17 protein-coding genes and 1 CRISPR repeat array are annotated in these 16210 nt (G+C 35.7%); of the genes, 11 read left to right on the forward strand and 6 right to left on the reverse strand.

The annotated features are described in order from the left end of the window. The first annotated feature begins 18 nt into the window (after window positions 1–18). The 7 genes from MVE07_RS00285 to thiS all read left to right on the forward strand — a co-directional run bounded on the left by MVE07_RS00285 (window position 19) and on the right by thiS (window position 6489). Window positions 19–177 (forward strand): hypothetical protein, encoded by a 159-nt coding sequence (locus MVE07_RS00285; RefSeq protein ID WP_297452637.1) that lies wholly within the window; start codon window positions 19–21, stop codon window positions 175–177. Further along, complete coding sequence (locus MVE07_RS00290; RefSeq protein WP_297452638.1) at window positions 174–665, forward strand: hypothetical protein; 492 nt, start codon at window positions 174–176, stop codon at window positions 663–665. The genes MVE07_RS00285 and MVE07_RS00290 overlap by 4 nt, the downstream gene beginning before the upstream one ends. Then, entirely contained in the window at window positions 665–1012 is a 348-nt protein-coding gene (locus MVE07_RS00295) for a 6-carboxytetrahydropterin synthase (RefSeq protein ID WP_297452639.1), read from the forward strand. The genes MVE07_RS00290 and MVE07_RS00295 overlap by 1 nt, the downstream gene beginning before the upstream one ends. Window positions 1013–1077: 65 nt before the next feature. Next, complete coding sequence (locus MVE07_RS00300) at window positions 1078–1977, forward strand: KaiC domain-containing protein (protein WP_297452641.1); 900 nt, start codon at window positions 1078–1080, stop codon at window positions 1975–1977. A 27-nt stretch (window positions 1978–2004) separates the two neighbouring features. Then, window positions 2005–2661: a bacterio-opsin activator gene (locus MVE07_RS00305; protein ID WP_297452643.1), complete on the forward strand. Its 657-nt coding sequence runs from the start codon at window positions 2005–2007 to the stop codon at window positions 2659–2661. Between the two features lie 55 nt (window positions 2662–2716). Beyond that, on the forward strand, window positions 2717–6220 hold the full coding sequence (gene rgy, locus MVE07_RS00310) for a reverse gyrase (RefSeq protein ID WP_297452646.1): 3504 nt from the start codon (window positions 2717–2719) through the stop codon (window positions 6218–6220). A gap of 65 nt (window positions 6221–6285) precedes the next feature. Further along, entirely contained in the window at window positions 6286–6489 is a 204-nt protein-coding gene (gene thiS, locus MVE07_RS00315) for a sulfur carrier protein ThiS (protein WP_297452648.1), read from the forward strand. Here thiS and MVE07_RS00320 read toward each other — a convergent pair. Genes MVE07_RS00320 through MVE07_RS00335 form a run of 4 tightly spaced genes read right to left on the reverse strand, consistent with a single transcriptional unit; the run spans window position 6486 to window position 8680 of the window. Then, a complete protein-coding gene (locus tag MVE07_RS00320; RefSeq protein WP_297452650.1) occupies window positions 6486–7025 on the reverse strand; it encodes a DUF1439 domain-containing protein in 540 nt (179 codons plus the stop codon). The two genes, thiS and MVE07_RS00320, sit on opposite strands and share 4 nt — an antisense overlap. An 11-nt stretch (window positions 7026–7036) precedes the next feature. Further along, complete coding sequence (gene queF / locus MVE07_RS00325; RefSeq protein WP_029520647.1) at window positions 7037–7417, reverse strand: preQ(1) synthase; 381 nt, start codon at window positions 7415–7417, stop codon at window positions 7037–7039. Next, window positions 7418–8290, reverse strand: coding sequence for a polyprenyl synthetase family protein (locus MVE07_RS00330; RefSeq protein ID WP_297452652.1), 873 nt, complete (start codon window positions 8288–8290; stop codon window positions 7418–7420). 45 nt (window positions 8291–8335) lie between these two features. Beyond that, window positions 8336–8680: a YraN family protein gene (locus tag MVE07_RS00335; RefSeq protein ID WP_297452653.1), complete on the reverse strand. Its 345-nt coding sequence runs from the start codon at window positions 8678–8680 to the stop codon at window positions 8336–8338. Window positions 8681–8742: 62 nt separating this feature from the next. Between MVE07_RS00335 and purB the strand changes: the two genes are divergently transcribed. The 4 genes from purB to MVE07_RS00355 all read left to right on the forward strand — a co-directional run bounded on the left by purB (window position 8743) and on the right by MVE07_RS00355 (window position 14258). Then, window positions 8743–10053 carry an adenylosuccinate lyase gene (purB, locus tag MVE07_RS00340; protein WP_297452654.1) on the forward strand — a complete coding sequence of 437 codons (1311 nt, stop codon included), beginning with the start codon at window positions 8743–8745 and terminating at the stop codon, window positions 10051–10053. Window positions 10054–10061: 8 nt separating this feature from the next. Beyond that, window positions 10062–11420: a DUF4139 domain-containing protein gene (locus MVE07_RS00345; protein ID WP_297452656.1), complete on the forward strand. Its 1359-nt coding sequence runs from the start codon at window positions 10062–10064 to the stop codon at window positions 11418–11420. A 121-nt stretch (window positions 11421–11541) separates the two neighbouring features. Continuing rightward, window positions 11542–12106: a CRISPR direct-repeat array (repeat unit 30 nt; unit sequence GTTTCAATTCCTTATAGGCACTCTAAAAAC). 340 nt (window positions 12107–12446) lie between these two features. Next, window positions 12447–13763 (forward strand): tRNA (N6-isopentenyl adenosine(37)-C2)-methylthiotransferase MiaB, encoded by a 1317-nt coding sequence (miaB, locus tag MVE07_RS00350; protein ID WP_297452657.1) that lies wholly within the window; start codon window positions 12447–12449, stop codon window positions 13761–13763. Window positions 13764–13781: 18 nt separating this feature from the next. Further along, the gene (locus MVE07_RS00355; protein WP_297452658.1) at window positions 13782–14258 is read left to right on the forward strand and encodes a bifunctional nuclease family protein; all 477 of its coding nucleotides are present in this window, start codon (window positions 13782–13784) and stop codon (window positions 14256–14258) included. Here the strand turns inward: MVE07_RS00355 and MVE07_RS00360 are convergent. After that, window positions 14255–15193: a beta-ketoacyl-ACP synthase III gene (locus MVE07_RS00360; protein WP_297452660.1), complete on the reverse strand. Its 939-nt coding sequence runs from the start codon at window positions 15191–15193 to the stop codon at window positions 14255–14257. The two genes, MVE07_RS00355 and MVE07_RS00360, sit on opposite strands and share 4 nt — an antisense overlap. Continuing rightward, a complete protein-coding gene (plsX, locus tag MVE07_RS00365; protein ID WP_297452662.1) occupies window positions 15194–16210 on the reverse strand; it encodes a phosphate acyltransferase PlsX in 1017 nt (338 codons plus the stop codon).

Below are 16210 nucleotides of genomic sequence, written 5' to 3' on the forward strand. Positions count from 1 at the left end.
TATCCGGAGGTTTCAAAAATGGAGAATACCTGGTGGGAATTAGCTGGAATTATATTTTTTACATTTATGGTTATTACTGTCGGTCTTATCTGGGGTCTTGCAATAAAAGCAAGCTATAACGAAGAAAGAGAAAAACAAAAACAACAGCAACAGGCACAAAAAAGGGAAAACCAATGAAAAGAAACTGGCCTTTTATAATTATCACAGGAGTCGGCATATTTGCCACACTCGTTTTTCTGTATATCTTTGTATATGGCCTTGCAACCAGAACAGTAAAATCAGCAGTTCTTATAGAAAAAGCATATCCCCATGTAAAACCACAGGAATATCTTAATCTTCTTCAGAGAAAAGCAGCAGCAAATAATCTCAAGATAATACAGCTCAGGTCTGATAGAGGATATTTTCTAATTCAAATTATCAACGATAAAAAACTTGATGAAGTTTTATCTATAGCTCCACAGGTTGCACCACTTGCTATTGTAAACCTTGTTATATACGACCTTGGAGATGGCACGGGAATAGTAGGAAACAACCCTTACCTATGGGATATAGTTGTTGATAGTGCAAAGGTTGATGAAATAGCCGAAAGCTACTCAAACGAACTTTCTGATATATTAGATAGTATCTACTGGGATTACAAAAAAGAGCAGGAGTTACTTAAATAATGCCATATATAGTTAGAGTTCGTAGAGAATTTCAGGCAGCCCATTATTTAACCGATTATCACGGAAAACCTGAACCCCTTCATGGACACACATGGGAAGTGGAGCTTTTCATCCGTGCAGATAAGCTGGATAAAGGGGGAATGGGATTTGATTTTGTGGAAATACATCAATTTTTAGATGAGATTCTCCCAGATTACAAATGTATGAATGATATCTATGATTTTTCTCCAAGTGCTGAAAATGTTGCCAAATATATATACGACAGAGTAAAAGAAAAATACCCCACCCTCCAAAAAGTTGTAGTATGGGAAACAAAACACGGTGGCGCCGAATACTTTGAAGAATAAATGTTGACAGGGATTATCCCGGTAATATATTGATTTATGTAGGAATAAAATAAAAGGAGGGTGGAATGGCTGAAGACCCTAAATATCACGAAGAAGAAGAAAGGGTTCACGAGTATCGGGAGCCCAAGGTAGTAAAAGAAAGTATTTTCACAGGAAGTAAAGCCCTTGAAAAAGCTCCAAAAATTTATGGAATCCCTACTGGAATTGAAGGATTAGATGATTTATTTTTTATTGTTGAATCGGAAGACGGAAAAATAGTCAAAAAATCTTTAGGTGGAATACCAGCTTACTCAGTTTTTAATATCACCGGTGTAAATGATACCGGTAAATCTCTTATGGTTGAGCAGTTCACAGTAGAACAGGCAAGAAAAGGCCATAAAGTAGCCTTTATCACAGTTGAATCACCGGCAAATTTTGTAATTGCCTCAATCAAAATGAGAGCAGCTGCTATGGGATATAACTTTGATGAGTTTGAAGACAATGTTATTCTCATAGATGCTGCATCACATTCAACACTAAGGGAGAATATTCCTGACCTGCTGGCAACCCTTGCTTATGCAATAAAAACTTATCATATCAAATTCACAGTAATTGACTCTATAACAGGGCTGTTTGAAAACAGGGAAATGATGGCAAGGGGAATAGTCAGAAGATTGTTTAACTTTATGAAAAAGTGGTATCAGACAGCACTTTTCGTATCCCAGAAAAGAAGCGGTCACGAGGAACTGACATCAGAGGCAGCCGGCGGATATGCAGTTGGCCATATTGTTGATGGAACAATGGTTCTTGCGAAAGAATTAATTGATTCCTCATTTAAAGCAAAACTGTATAAAAAAGAGATTGGCGAAATAGTAAGACTATTCAGAATTGATGGTTGTAGAATGTCTGGCCATGACACAAGAACCCATTATCTTGAAATAACTGACACAGGACTGGTCAGGATACTGGGACCAATTGGAAAATAAAAAAATTAAATAAAAGGAGGGCTGAAAATGGTAGTATTAATTACTTCAAAACCTGTAGATGAACATGATTTAGAAAATCTAGTTGGAAGGGTATTTTTCAAAGCAATAGACCTGCTTGGAGGACTTCACAAACTCGCTGAATACAGAACATTAACATGGCTGCCATCATTGGCAAGGGCAGCGTTTGCGATAGTTCTCAGAGAGGAATATCTCAAAACAGAAGAAGAAATTGCAGAAATTGTAGGTCTTACAAGAAACACAGTAAGAAACATACTCAGAGCTGACCCAAATGCTGCAATGTTCAAAATTGAGCACATGGACGAGCTGACAAAAGAAGAGAAAAAAGAACTAAGAGTTCATACCGCCGGTGGAGTTGCAAAACTTGCTTATAAACTGGTCAAAGAAGGTGAAGAAGCACAAACATTACTTGAATTCTGTAGAGAAATGTCTGCTAAAGCTGTTCAAGTATGTGAAGCACCATGGGCTTACACAGTGCTTAAACACAGTAAAGGCTTAAAATATCCAGTCCAAGATGCAGCAGCACTTAAAGAAAAATTAGGCGGTATAACAATAAAAGGCATTCCAGCTTCAGAAGTGGCTGAAGGTTTATCTTATCCAATTAAAAACCCTGCACAACTTCTCCATGAAATAAAAGAATTCTTACAGATGAAAGGTGTAGAATAAAAAATCAAAGCGGGCTTCAGCCCGCTTTTTTTATTTCAAAACACAGGAGAGGAAAATGGAAAGCAAAGTTATACCCCTTATATACAAAAATATGTGTCCAAACTGTGGAGGAGATATAACTTCTGAAAGACTCTTTAAAGGTCTTGTATGTGAAAACTGTCTTCCTGATGAAGTTCCACGGGAAGATTTGTGTGATTTTTTAGGCTATGGAAAGTTCCTTGATGTTTGTCAGCTATGGAGCAAAGTCAGGGACTTTAAGGAGTTTTTCAGACAAATTATAAAAAATGATTTATGGTCTATACAGGAAACCTGGGCTACCAGATTTTTCCTGAATATCTCTTATGCACTTCTTGCCCCAACAGGTATAGGTAAAACCACATTTGGGCTTGTTTTATCCAAATACCTGAAAGACAAAGAAAATAAAAAAGCATACCTAATCTTCCCTACACAGATGCTTGTTAATCAGGCACATGAAAGATTGGTATCCTTTGGAGTTCCGGAAGAAGATATTCTTGCATATACATCAAAATTTGCAAAAACAAAGAAAAAACAGGAAGAATACAAAGAAAGAATAAAAAATAACGATTTTAAAATTCTCCTGACCACAACAATGTTTTTATACAAAAATATAGACATTATTCCCAAAGGAGAATATGCCTTAGTCTTTGTTGATGATGTTGATAGTATCCTAAAATCTGCAAAAAATATAGATAAAGTTCTTATGCTTCTTGGATTTACACAGGAAGACATTGATTACACATTAAAATTCATAACATTTAAACAAAATCTGTTTAAAAAAGGACAACCAACAGAGGAAGATTTTGAACTACTGCAGCACTGGCAGGCAAAAATCCAGAAAATAGCAGAAAAAAGAAAAGGTGTTCTTATAGTTTCCTCAGCTACTTCAAATCCAAGGTCAAAAAGGGTAAATCTATTCAGGGAATTACTTGGTTTTGAAGTAGGAAGACCATCTTTAACCCTAAGGAACATAGAGGATGTATATGAAAAACCTGAAAAAGTATGGGAAAGAAGTATTGATGTAATCAAAAAACTAGGAAAAGGTGGACTGGCATTTCTCTCATCATCAGAGACAAGGGAAACACTTGAAAAATATGTGGAATTCCTAAACCAAAACGGCATTACAGCAGTATCCTATGAAGAATTAATGGATAGGCTTGATGAATATAGAGAAGGCAAAATTCAGGTTGCCGTCGGATTTGCAAGCTACAGAAATCCTCTTGCAAGGGGAATTGACCTACCTGATGTGATTAGATATGCTGTTTTTATCGGTGTTCCAAAACTCCAGTTTAATATCAGATTTGAAGAAGAGTTTATCCATCTTTATTACTTTATGCTGTCTTTAACTCCATTCCTTGCAAGGAAAAAGCTATTAGACCCTCTGGAAGTAAAACAGCTTTACGATTACATAAACTACCTGAAAATATATGCCTTTATCCCTCCTGAAAAGCTTGAGCCTGAAAAACTAAACAAAATGCGCCAGATACAACAATACGTTAAGAAACTGATAGAAAAACCTGAGATTTTCTCAGCTGTCCAGCAATCTCCGGAAATCACCCTCAAAAAAGAAGGAGATACATTTATCCTGACAACCGCCGACGTAACTGGTTACATACAGGCTTCAGGAAGGACTTCCAGATTGTATGCAGGCGGTTTAACAAAAGGACTGGCTTATCTGCTTGTGGACGATGACAAAGCATTTTATTCTCTGCAGAAAAAGGTAAGATGGTTCAGCGAAGATATAGAGTTTAAACCTGTTGAAGAAATTAATCTTGAGGAAATCCTTAAACAGATAGATGAAGATAGGGAAAAAGTCCGAAAAGTTTTATCAGGAGAATTCATAAAAGAAGAAAGACAATCATTCCTTACAACAGTTGTTATTGTTGAATCTCCAAACAAAGCAAGAACAATAGCCAACTTCTTCGGAAAACCCCTTAGAAGAAAATTAAAAAATCTTGATGCTTATGAAATAGCTATAGGTGAAAGATTTCTGACCATCGTCGCAAGCAAAGGGCATGTTTACGATCTGAATAAAGAGGAATATTACTTTGGAGTTAAGAAAAACGGTGAACTTGTTCCTATATTTGAGCCGATAGATGAAAGTAAAAACAATATCATCCAGAGCATAAGAGAACTTGACCTTGAAGTCAATGAGATATTCATTGCCACAGACCCTGACACAGAAGGCGAAAAAATTAGTTATGACCTGTTTTTAAACTCTCTACCTTATAACTACAACATAAAAAGGGCTGAGTTCCACGAAGTAACCAAAAAGGCATTTTTAGAGGCCATTAAAAACTACAGGGATTTTGATGTAAATCTGGTAAAAGCCCAGCTTGTTAGAAGGGTTGCAGACAGATGGATTGGGTTTACCATTTCCCAGTATATCCAGAAAAAACTCCATAGACACTGGCTATCAGCAGGTAGAGTTCAAACACCTGTCTTAGAATGGGTAATAAACAGAACAGATGAAGCAAAACAGAAAATAGCAATTGTTAGAGTTGAGATAAATGGTTATCCATTTGAGTTCCAGTTTGAAGATAAGAAAAAGGCTAAATGGTTCTATGACCATCTTGAGTTTGTAATGGTTAAAGCCCTTGAAAAAGAGGAAGAGCATCTATTTGTTAAGCCATTTACCACAGATACTATGCTGTCAGAGGCTGCAAGGGAGCTTAGATTTTCTCCTCAAGAAACAATGCAGCTTGCACAGGATTTATTTGAGGCAGGACTTATCACATACCATAGAACAGATAGTATAAGGGTTTCCGAAGCAGGAGTATTTGTTGCCAAAGAATATATAACTGAAAACTTTGGTGAAGAATACTTTAAACCCAGAACTTTCTCTACAGCAGGCGGAGCCCATGAATGTATTAGACCTACACGACCTATGGATGCTGATGATTTAAGGTCAATGATTTACACAATGAACCTGCAAGGAATAACAAACAAGCATATCCGCCTTTATGACCTGATATTCAGGAGATTTATGGCCTCACAGATGAGGGAAACAGTAGTTGAAAAAACAACCTATGATATAAGAGCTTTTGATGAGGAACTACAGGAAGGAGTTTTAACCAGAATAATTGAACACGGCTATGACCTGATACTGCCTGTTAAGGTTTATTCAATTCCTGAAGGTAAAATAGAAGTAAAAGACAAAAAATCATATCATCTAAAGCCTAAAGTTCCTTACTATACATTTGCAACACTTATTCAAGATATGAAGGAAAAAGGTATCGGAAGACCTTCTACCTATGCAGTAACAGTTCAAAAACTTTTAGACAGGCATTACATAATAGAAAGAAGAGGATACCTTTTCCCAACAAAACTGGGAAGAACTGTAATGGCACTGATTAAAAAGAGAGAAGATATTTATAAATTTGTTAATGAAAACTACACAAAACAGCTTGAAGAAATTATGGACAAAGTAGAAAGAGGAGAAGCAGACTACGAAGAAGAACTGGAAAAGCTGTTTAATGAACTAAAAGAGAAAAAATTATTCTTTAAAGTAGAACTTGGAAAGTATGCCTATGAAGAATGAAAATCATAAATTCCTGCCTAAATTGGATATAGAATTTTTAAAAAATAAGGGTGGCAGGTAAGAAAATGAAACTGAAGGTAAACGGAGAATACAGGGAATTTAACAAAGACCAGCTTACAATAAAAGAACTTGTTCAGGAACTTGGTATAAAAGCACCAAACTATGCTGTTGCTGTAGGAATGGAAGTTATTCCCAAAAGTGAGTATGAAACATACCAGCTAAAAGACGGAGACGTCGTAGAAATAGTTACCTTTGTAGGCGGAGGCTAAAGCCCAAACCTCAGGATAAGCTTTCCGTCCTCTGCCTTTATATCTTTTAGAAAGCGATACATTAGTTTTTTGTTATCAAATCTATAAACCGGAACTGTGCTGAATACTTCACCAATAAATCCAAACAGAGTTTTTCTGTGATTTTCAGGTATAAAAGAAACAAGATTTTTTCTGAAAAATTCTAACTTTTCAATAACAGGGTCTTTCAGGTATATAGCCCTTTTTTCAGGGTCATATTTGATACCACCTGATATAAGAACTTTTCCTTTTACTTCAGGAAGCATTTCCACAGAATAAATTACATCAGAACCTATCTTAATTCTGTCTTTTTGAATATTTAGCACATCAGGATTATCCAGTTTTATATGGACAAATTTATATTTTTTCTCAACAGGGAATTCCTTTTTCAGATAATCATTAAGTTCCTTTGTGGAAAGGGTGAGTGTTAATCCAGGAGTTCCTCCCTGATTTCCTGTCTGAACACAACCAGTTATGACAAAGGCAAACATAAAAAATACAAGAAATATTTTTCTCATCACTCCCTCCCTTATTTATTATCCTCCGAGGAAACTGTTATTATTGTTTTAACATTTCCCCTTGGATTCCAGTCACCTATTACTTCTAAAAACCTTGGTTGAAGCAGGTTGTATAAATCATCATATATCTTATTGGTAGCTTCCTCGTGGGATATATACTGATTTCTGTATTTGTTCAGATAAAGTTTAAGTGATTTCAGCTCAACAATATACTGGTCAGGTATATATCTAATTTTTATTGTTGCAAAATCCGGATATCCGGAACGAGGACATAAGCATGTAAACTCAGGAAAGGTTATATCAATTGTGTAATTTTTTTCCGGATTTGGATTAGGCCATCTTTCTAATTTTGCTTCCTGTATTTCCTTTTCTCCGTATTTTAACTGACTCATCTATACCTCTCTGCTTATTATATATTTTGCAATTTCCTGCAAGATTTCAGGGGATTTTAATATTTTAATCTCATTTACTGCTTTTTCAATATAATCTTTTGCTATTTTTTTAGATTTTTCAATACCATACAAAGATGGATATGTAAGTTTATTTTTCTCCCTATCTTTTCTGGTTTTTTTTCCTAATTTTTTCTCATCTCCTATCTCATCAAGCACATCATCCCATATCTGAAATGCCAGTCCTATATAAAGACCATAATTTTTGAGAACTTTTTCTTCCTCATCTGTTGCATTTGCCAGAACAGCACCTATCTGGCAACAAGACTGGATAAATTTTGCTGTTTTATGGGTATGTATAAACTGAATATCATCAAAAACATTTTCTTTTTCATGGAGTATATCAGCTGCCTGTCCTCCTACCATTCCGTATATACCTGTTCCATGGGCAAGGAGATTAATAACTTTTATAAGCTTTTCAGCCGGAACACTTTGGTTCTGAGATATCAGTTCAAAGGCATAAGACTGAAGACCATCTCCGGCAAGAATTGCGATTGCTTCTCCGAAAACCTTATGGCAGGTAGGTTTTCCTCTCCTAAGGTCATCATCATCCATTGCAGGAAGGTCATCATGTATCAGGGAGTATGTATGGATAAACTCTGCTGCAACAGCAATATCAACTATATCCTCTATATCTTCTTTCCCTACCGCTTTAGCACTTTCCAGTATCAAAATAGGTCTAAGTCTTTTTCCACCGGCATTAAGGGAATAAGCCATTGCCTCAAAAAGTTTTTCAGGAGTTCCTGATGGAATATATTCCTGAATTTTCCTATTGATAAATTCTGCCTGCTGCTTAAGATAAGCCTTTATATCCATATATCCTCTCAAATTTTGTATTAACCAGAAAAATATAAAATATTTTCACATAATATCAAAGGCATTTTCTATATGTCTTATCTGGTTTTTGTCAATGGCTATTACATCAAACCTGATATTTTCATAATTTGTAGTTGTTTTTGTTAAATAAGCATTTGCAGTTTTCATTATCTTCTGGATTTTCCGGTGGTCTATACTTTCTTCAGGTGAAATAAAACTGCCGCTTCGAAACCGAACCTCTACAAATATAAGGGTATTACCCTGTTTGGCTATAATATCAATCTCACCATATCTGGTTCTAAAATTTCTGTCCAGAATGGTATAACCTTTTTGCTTCAAAAAATTTACAGCTTTTTCTTCTGCTATTTTCCCGATATTAGAACTACTCATAAAAATGATTATACCAGCAAGCTGATATAATAGTTTTCAAAAATATTTTTGAGGAGTGGCAAATGATAAAAAGATACACCCTTGAAAGAATGGGAAATGTGTGGAGCGAAGTTAACAAATTTCAAAAATGGTTAGATGTTGAGATTGCAATTTGTAGAGCATGGAACAAACTTGGAAAAATTCCTGATGAAGCCCTTAGGGAAATAGAAGAAAAAACATATATTGATGAAAGCGTTGTTGAGAGAATACATCAGCTTGACAAGATTTACAACCATGATGTTTTGGCTTTTGTAACTGCCATAGCAGAGCAGGTTGGGGAAAATGGCAGATATATACATCTTGGAGTAACATCTTCAGATGTTATAGATACTGCCCTTGGACTTTTGATGAGAGAAACTGCTGATATTCTTATTCAGGATATAGATGCACTGCTGCCTGTTCTTATGGAAAATGCTTTTAAATATAAAAAGACTGTTATGATGGGAAGAACACACGGTGTCCATGCAGAACCAATGGTATTCGGGCTAAAATTTGCCCTCTGGTATGAAGAGATGAAAAGAAACAGGAAAAGACTGGAACATGCCAGAGAAGTTGTTTCTGTAGGGGCAATCTCAGGAGCTGTTGGAACATACTCAAATATCCCACCGGAAGTGGAAAAATACGCCCTTGAAGAGCTTGGTCTAAAACCTGAACCTGTTTCAAATCAGGTTGTTCAACGGGACAGACATGCAGAATTCATGGCAGCAATGGCTATAACAGCATCATCACTTGAAAAAATAGCAGTTGAGATAAGGCATTTACAAAGAACAGAAGTTCTAGAAGCACAGGAGCCATTTAAAAAAGGTCAAAGGGGTTCTTCTGCAATGCCCCATAAGAAAAACCCAATAACCTGTGAAAGAATAACAGGACTTGCCAGAGTAATCAGGGCAAATGCAATTCCTGCGATGGAAGATATTGCCCTCTGGCATGAAAGGGATATCTCCCATTCCTCAGTTGAGAGAGTTGTCCTACCTGATAGTGCAATAGCACTGGATTATATCCTTTATCTCACAAAGAAAGTTCTGGAAGGTCTTGTGGTATATCCTGAAAATATGAAGAGAAATATGGATTTATCAAAAGGACTATATTTTTCATCAAAAGTGCTTGTTGCACTTGTTGAAAAAGGATTATCCAGAGATGAGGCTTACGACATAGTCCAGAGAAATGCCATGAAAGCATGGGACACACCAGGATTAATGTTCAAAGATGCCCTTTTACAAGACCCAGAAGTAACATCAAGGCTTTCACCTGAAGAATTGGACAAAATATTTGACGTTAATGCATTTTTGAAAAATGTTCCTTATATTTATGAAAGAGTATTTGGAAAATATTAGGGGGAGCCATGAGAAAAATCCTAACAGGGCTGGCTATTTTGGTTGCCGGCCAGTCCTTTGCACAAACAGTTTTTCCACAAATAACAGGACTGGAAATTTACAGAAATACAGCCTTTATCAAAGAGAAAGTATCAGCTACCAGCAATACCACAATAATTCTTCCACACAACATTGATATAAACAGCTTAAATATCTCTCTTCAACCAGATATATGTAATATTCTCCAGATTACACAAACAAAAGCAGAATATCCTCAAGAATACAAAAATTTGCAAAAACAGATAGAGCAGTTAAACCAAAGGATGCAGACCATAGACAGCCAGCTAAAAGCACTGGAAAAAATCCAGCTAAACCCAAAAGGATTAGATGAAAATATAAGCAAAATTGGAAATATTTATGAAGAAAAGTTAGCAGAAAGGGAAAAAATAAAAAAACAGATTTCACAATTACAGAAAAAATTAGAAAAAATCAGGAAAAAATACCAGACATCAATAAAATTAAAAACAGACTGCCAGACACCTCGGCTAAATTTAAAAATACCTGAAAAAATCACAGGCTATCAGCAATACAGTATCTACGCATCAACTTTCAATAAAAAAATCAAGATACTAAATAACCTTTCTATAAAAAACCAGACAGACTTTGAATTAAAAAATATATCAGTTGAATACTATCCATACATGAAAACACTGACAATCCAGCCACCTCCATTTAACAGACCTGTTTTTAGAACGCCAAAACTTTATATGAAACAGGTAGAGGCACTACCCCAAACCCAAATAACAGAAACAGAAACCAAGTTCTTCTACACGGTAAAAAATGTAAATATTCCCGCAAAAAGTTCAGTAAAAGTAAATATCCAGAAAAAAGAGTATCCGGCTGATTTCAACATTTTTATTGATGGCTATGCCACAGCTACACCATTTTTGATGGCTGTTTTCAAACCTGACCAGAACTTTCCACCTTCAATGGCTGCTTTTTATGTAGATGGAGTTTTCATTGGGAAAGGTAGATTAAAGCCAATTTCAGAGGGAGAAGAAAATAAGCTCTATTTAGGTGAAGATGTTTTTGTAAAAGTAAATAAATATCTAAAAGAAAATAAAATTGAAAAAACATTTTTAGGAAAAGTAGTAACCACAAAAATATGGCATTATTCTATAAAGAATAAGCACAAAAAAGCTATAAAGATTGTCCTCGTTGACAGAGTTCCTGTTCAGAGAACAGAAAAAGAAGAAATTCAGCCTATATCCTCAAAAAAATGGAAAAAATTGGAAGCCAACGGCAAGATTATCTGGGAGTTTGTCCTTCCACCAGACAACACTCTGGAACTGGATTTTGGATACAAAATCATAAGAACAAAAGAATAAAGTAAGTATTATAAAAACATGGAAAGTTTCTGATTGAATATTCAGGATACATATCAAAACTTTGTCAAATTATCTGAAAGAAATTTATAAAGATTTCATTTTTATAATCACTACATATTAGCCTCAAATTCCTTATAGGCACTCTAAAAACAATTACAAAAAGCATTTCCAAGTATGAACTTACCAATGTTTCAATTCCTTATAGGCACTCTAAAAACATCCTGAATATTTTACACCTGAAATGCCAATTTATTGTTTCAATTCCTTATAGGCACTCTAAAAACCACATTTAGGAGCTGACCCTACATTTTTTATAAAGCGTTTCAATTCCTTATAGGCACTCTAAAAACGGTAGGAAACCACGGAAGACTTAAAAAACAGAGAGAAGCGTTTCAATTCCTTATAGGCACTCTAAAAACACTCCAACCACAGAAGACGGAAATATCTGGAGAGAGTGTTTCAATTCCTTATAGGCACTCTAAAAACCCTGACATATGGGCAGATTTGAAAATATAGAGGGCTGTTTCAATTCCTTATAGGCACTCTAAAAACAACATACAGAATACTCGGACAGATAGCAAGAGAATTGTTTCAATTCCTTATAGGCACTCTAAAAACAACAAAACATTTGGATTAGCAAATGAAAATTTTTATTAGTTTCAATTCCTTATAGGCACTCTAAAAACCCCTGAAATTGATTTCATATTCTATTGTCAAATAGCCGTTGATATATCTTATTGAAATTAAATATACGAAAAATTATAGTCCTTGTCAAATTGATTTAATTTTCAGTCGACCTCCAATCTCGCAAAAATCCCCGGGGATCGACAAACCTTTGGTATACAAAGCCGAGATTTAAATTTTAGCCAAATTTCCTGTGAGATTTTGTCTCAATTAAGGTTCAAAAATCTGCGATTGACAGACTCAGATTTTTTGAATTTTTGAAAAGATCTAAGTAATTGAAGAAAATCAAAAAATAATATAAATTGTATAACCTATATAAATTCTATTTTAAGAGGTGGAAAATTGAAAAAATATTACATAAGAACATTTGGCTGTCAGATGAATGTAAACGACAGTCAAAAAATGGCAGGAATTCTAAAAAGTTTAGGTTATGAACCGGCAAAAGATTGGGAAGAAGCTGATGTTATACTGGTCAATACATGTTCCGTCCGTGAAAAACCAGACCAAAAGGTTTTATCAGCACTGGGAGAATTCAAAAAAATAAAAAATAAAAATCCAGATGCAATTATTGGTGTATGCGGCTGCCTTGCTCAAAGGGCAGGATATGAAATTCTCCAGAAAGCACCGTTTATTGATATGGTATTTGGAACAACAAACATTCACCATCTTCCACAACTTCTAAAAGAGGCAGAAGCAGGAAACAAAGCAGTTGAAATCATAGAGGACATAGATGCAAACGAAACAGAATTAGACAAATACCCAACAGTCAGAGACAACAAATACACAGCTTACGTCACAATTATAAGAGGCTGTGATAAAAAATGCACATATTGTATAGTCCCTTACACCAGAGGAAAAGAAAGAAGCCGTAGGATTGGAGAAATACTACAGGAGGTTCAATGGCTTGTTGAAGATGGAGTTAAAGAAATACACCTGATAGGTCAAAATGTAACTGCCTACGGTAAAGACCTTGGGGATGTTAAGTTTTATGAACTGCTTTATGCAGTTGCCGATATAGATGGTGTAGAAAGGATAAGATTCACAACAGGACATCCAAGGGATTTAGATGAAGAAACTATAAAAGCAATGGCAGAAATTTCTCAGGTCTGTGAATATCTTCACCTTCCAATACAGGCAGGTTCGGACAGAATTTTGAAAGCTATGGATAGAGGATATACACAAAAAGAATACCTACAAAAAATAGAACTTCTGAAAAAATACATTCCAAATATAGCACTTTCCACAGATATAATCGTTGGTTTTCCTGGAGAAACCTATGAAGACTACCTTGAAACAATAAAAGTTCTGAAAGAAGTGGAATATGACCAGGTCTTCGCCTTTAAATATTCACCAAGACCAGGAACTCCAGCAGCAGAAATGCAGATGACAGAAAAGCCGGAAACCGTGAGCAAATGGCTAAATGACTTGATAAATCTCCAAAAAGACATTAGTTTTAAGAAAAATAGGGAATACGAGAACAAAATTGTTGAAGTTCTGGTTGAGGAAGAAAAAGACGGCAAATTTGTAGGTAGAACCAGAACAAATAAACTTGTTCATTTTGAAAGCAGGCATAACTTATTAGGAGAAATAGTAAATCTCAGAATAAGCAAAGCCAACAGGTTCAGCCTTGAAGGTGAATTAGTAGAGGAATTAGTATAAAGTGAGGAGGCCAATATCATGATTGAAATGAATGTGCAGGGAATTACTTTAGACCCTGTTACAAATATGCCCATTGTTATTCTTAGGGGAAAAGAGACTGATCATGTTCTTCCTATATGGATTGGAATTTTTGAAGCAAACGCAATCGCAATGCAACTCGAAGGTATCACAAGACCAAGACCGATGACCCATGACCTGATTAACAGTATTATTGATTCTTTAAATGGAGTTGTGGAGTATATTTATATCCACGATTTAAGAGATAACACTTACTATGCAGAAATATCAATCAAAGCCGGAGAAAAACCTCTTAAAATTGATGCAAGACCAAGCGATGCTATTAATATTGCTTTAAGGAGTAAAGCTCCTATCTTTGTTTCAGAAGAAGTTCTTGAAAAATCTCAGATTGATGATGGAAAACTGGATGCCTCTGAAGAAGAAATTAAAGAATGGCTTGAATCTATAAAACCTGAAGATTTTGAGTCTTTCCTTTAAAACTGGAGAACAATCGCTCCCCACGTAAGTCCTCCTCCAAACGCTGTGAGGAGGATATAATCTCCTTTCTTGATTTTTCCTTCTTTCCAGGCCTCATACATTGCTATTGGAATAGAGGCTGCACTTGTATTTCCGTATTTATAAATATTACTGAAAACTTTATCTTCAGGAAGCCCTAACTTTTCAGCCAAAGCATTTATAATTCTGATGTTTGCTTGATGTGGTATAACAAGGGATATATTATCTAAAGTAATTCCAGCCTCGTGAAGCGCTTTTAACGAAGCATTTTCCATTGATTTAATTGCCAGTTTAAATGTTTCTCTTCCTCTCATTCTGAGTTTTTCTCCGACAGGACAATAAAGTGAACCCCAATGGGAACCGTCAGATTTCATAACAGCAGATAAAATACCACTTCCATTTTCAGTGGCCGATAACACTACAGCCCCTGCTCCATCTCCAAATATAACAGCCGTTGACCTATCTGACCAGTCTATTATATGTGAAAAAACTTCAGCACCAACAACAAGAACATTTTTAAACTGACCTGAAGTAATAAATGAGTTTCCAATAGTAAGACCATAAATAAATCCACTACAGGCAGCCGATATATCAAAAGCCATAGGTTTAAAACACCCCAGCTTATCAGCAAGAAAACATGCAGTTGATGGAAAAGTCATATCAGGAGTAGATGTTGCCACTATTACTGCATCTATATCCTTTGGAGAAATACCTGCATTTTGTATAGCTTCTCTACATGCAGGAAGTGCCAGATCACTAGCTTTTTCCCATTCTTCTGCTATATGTCTTTCTTTTATACCTGTTCTGGTTGTTATCCATTCATCTGATGTATCAAGAATTTTTTCTAAATCATGGTTTGTGAGAACACGGGGTGGAACATACATCCCAATACCTTTTATTTCAGCCTTTGTAGCCATCTACTCCCTTAGCTCCTCAGGTATTAGATTTGTGAGGTTTTCCTTTAGTTTATCATTAAAATGGGTTTCTTCAAACTGGGAAGCCACCTTAAGAGCATTTTTTATAGCTTTTGCATCTGCTCTTCCGTGGGTTATGATACATGTTCCCTTTGCTCCAAGAAGTGGAGCACCACCGTATTCTGCAAAGTCAGCTTTTTTCTTAAACCTTTTCAGGGCAGGAAGCATTAGAGCTGCACCGATTTTTGAAATTATGCTTTTCTCCACTTCCTGCTTTATCATTTCTACAATAATTGTTCCGAGACTTTCACTGGTTTTAAGAACTACATTTCCAACAAAACCATCACACACAATAACATCAAAATCACCGGTAAAGATATCTCTACCTTCAGCGTTACCTACAAAATTAAGGCCTGTCATTTTTAAAAGAGGGTATGTATCTTTTACAAGGTCGTTACCTTTGCCTTCTTCTTCACCAATGCTGAGTATTCCAACTTTTGGAGATTCGGAACTTTTTAAAATCTCTTTTACATAGGTATGTCCCATAACTGCAAAGTAGAGAAGATGCTTTGGACGACAATCAACATTAGCCCCAACATCTATAAGAACTGTTGGTTTTCCTTTTTTTGTAGGGAAGGCAACAGCAATACCAGGTCTTTCTATACCTTCTGCAGCACCAACAACAAATTTGGAAATAGCCATTGCTGCACCGGTATTACCTGCAGAAACAAAAGCCTGAGCTTTACCTTCTCTGACAAGTTTACCGGCTATATACATTGAGGATTTTCTTTTTTTACGGACTGCGACAGAAGGTGGTTCGTCCATACCAATTACTTCTTCCGCATGGACTATCTCAATAGGAAGGCCTTTTCCTCCAGCTTTTTCCAGTTCTTCTTCTAATATTTCCTTATTTCCTACCAAATAAACGCCAATATTGTATTCTTTTGCAAATAATACGGCACCTTTTACATTGCTCTGAGGGGCATAATCACCCCCCATAGCATCAAGAGCTATATACAA

It is taken from the genome of Persephonella sp. (assembly GCF_027023985.1).
GTDB lineage: Bacteria > Aquificota > Aquificia > Aquificales > Hydrogenothermaceae > Persephonella_A.

Coding starts and splice junctions, on each gene's coding strand:
- MVE07_RS00360 (WP_297452660.1), bottom strand. CDS start 15,193: ATGGCTACAAAGGCTGAAATAAAAGGTATTGGGATGTATGTTCCACCC.
- MVE07_RS00330 (WP_297452652.1), bottom strand. CDS start 8,290: ATGGATATAAAGGCTTATCTTAAGCAGCAGGCAGAATTTATCAATAGG.
- MVE07_RS00290 (WP_297452638.1), top strand. CDS start 174: ATGAAAAGAAACTGGCCTTTTATAATTATCACAGGAGTCGGCATATTT.
- rgy (WP_297452646.1), top strand. CDS start 2,717: ATGGAAAGCAAAGTTATACCCCTTATATACAAAAATATGTGTCCAAAC.
- MVE07_RS00355 (WP_297452658.1), top strand. CDS start 13,782: ATGATTGAAATGAATGTGCAGGGAATTACTTTAGACCCTGTTACAAAT.
- queF (WP_029520647.1), bottom strand. CDS start 7,417: ATGAGTCAGTTAAAATACGGAGAAAAGGAAATACAGGAAGCAAAATTA.
- MVE07_RS00295 (WP_297452639.1), top strand. CDS start 665: ATGCCATATATAGTTAGAGTTCGTAGAGAATTTCAGGCAGCCCATTAT.
- MVE07_RS00285 (WP_297452637.1), top strand. CDS start 19: ATGGAGAATACCTGGTGGGAATTAGCTGGAATTATATTTTTTACATTT.
- MVE07_RS00320 (WP_297452650.1), bottom strand. CDS start 7,025: ATGAGAAAAATATTTCTTGTATTTTTTATGTTTGCCTTTGTCATAACT.
- MVE07_RS00305 (WP_297452643.1), top strand. CDS start 2,005: ATGGTAGTATTAATTACTTCAAAACCTGTAGATGAACATGATTTAGAA.
- MVE07_RS00300 (WP_297452641.1), top strand. CDS start 1,078: ATGGCTGAAGACCCTAAATATCACGAAGAAGAAGAAAGGGTTCACGAG.
- MVE07_RS00335 (WP_297452653.1), bottom strand. CDS start 8,680: ATGAGTAGTTCTAATATCGGGAAAATAGCAGAAGAAAAAGCTGTAAAT.
- purB (WP_297452654.1), top strand. CDS start 8,743: ATGATAAAAAGATACACCCTTGAAAGAATGGGAAATGTGTGGAGCGAA.
- thiS (WP_297452648.1), top strand. CDS start 6,286: ATGAAACTGAAGGTAAACGGAGAATACAGGGAATTTAACAAAGACCAG.
- MVE07_RS00345 (WP_297452656.1), top strand. CDS start 10,062: ATGAGAAAAATCCTAACAGGGCTGGCTATTTTGGTTGCCGGCCAGTCC.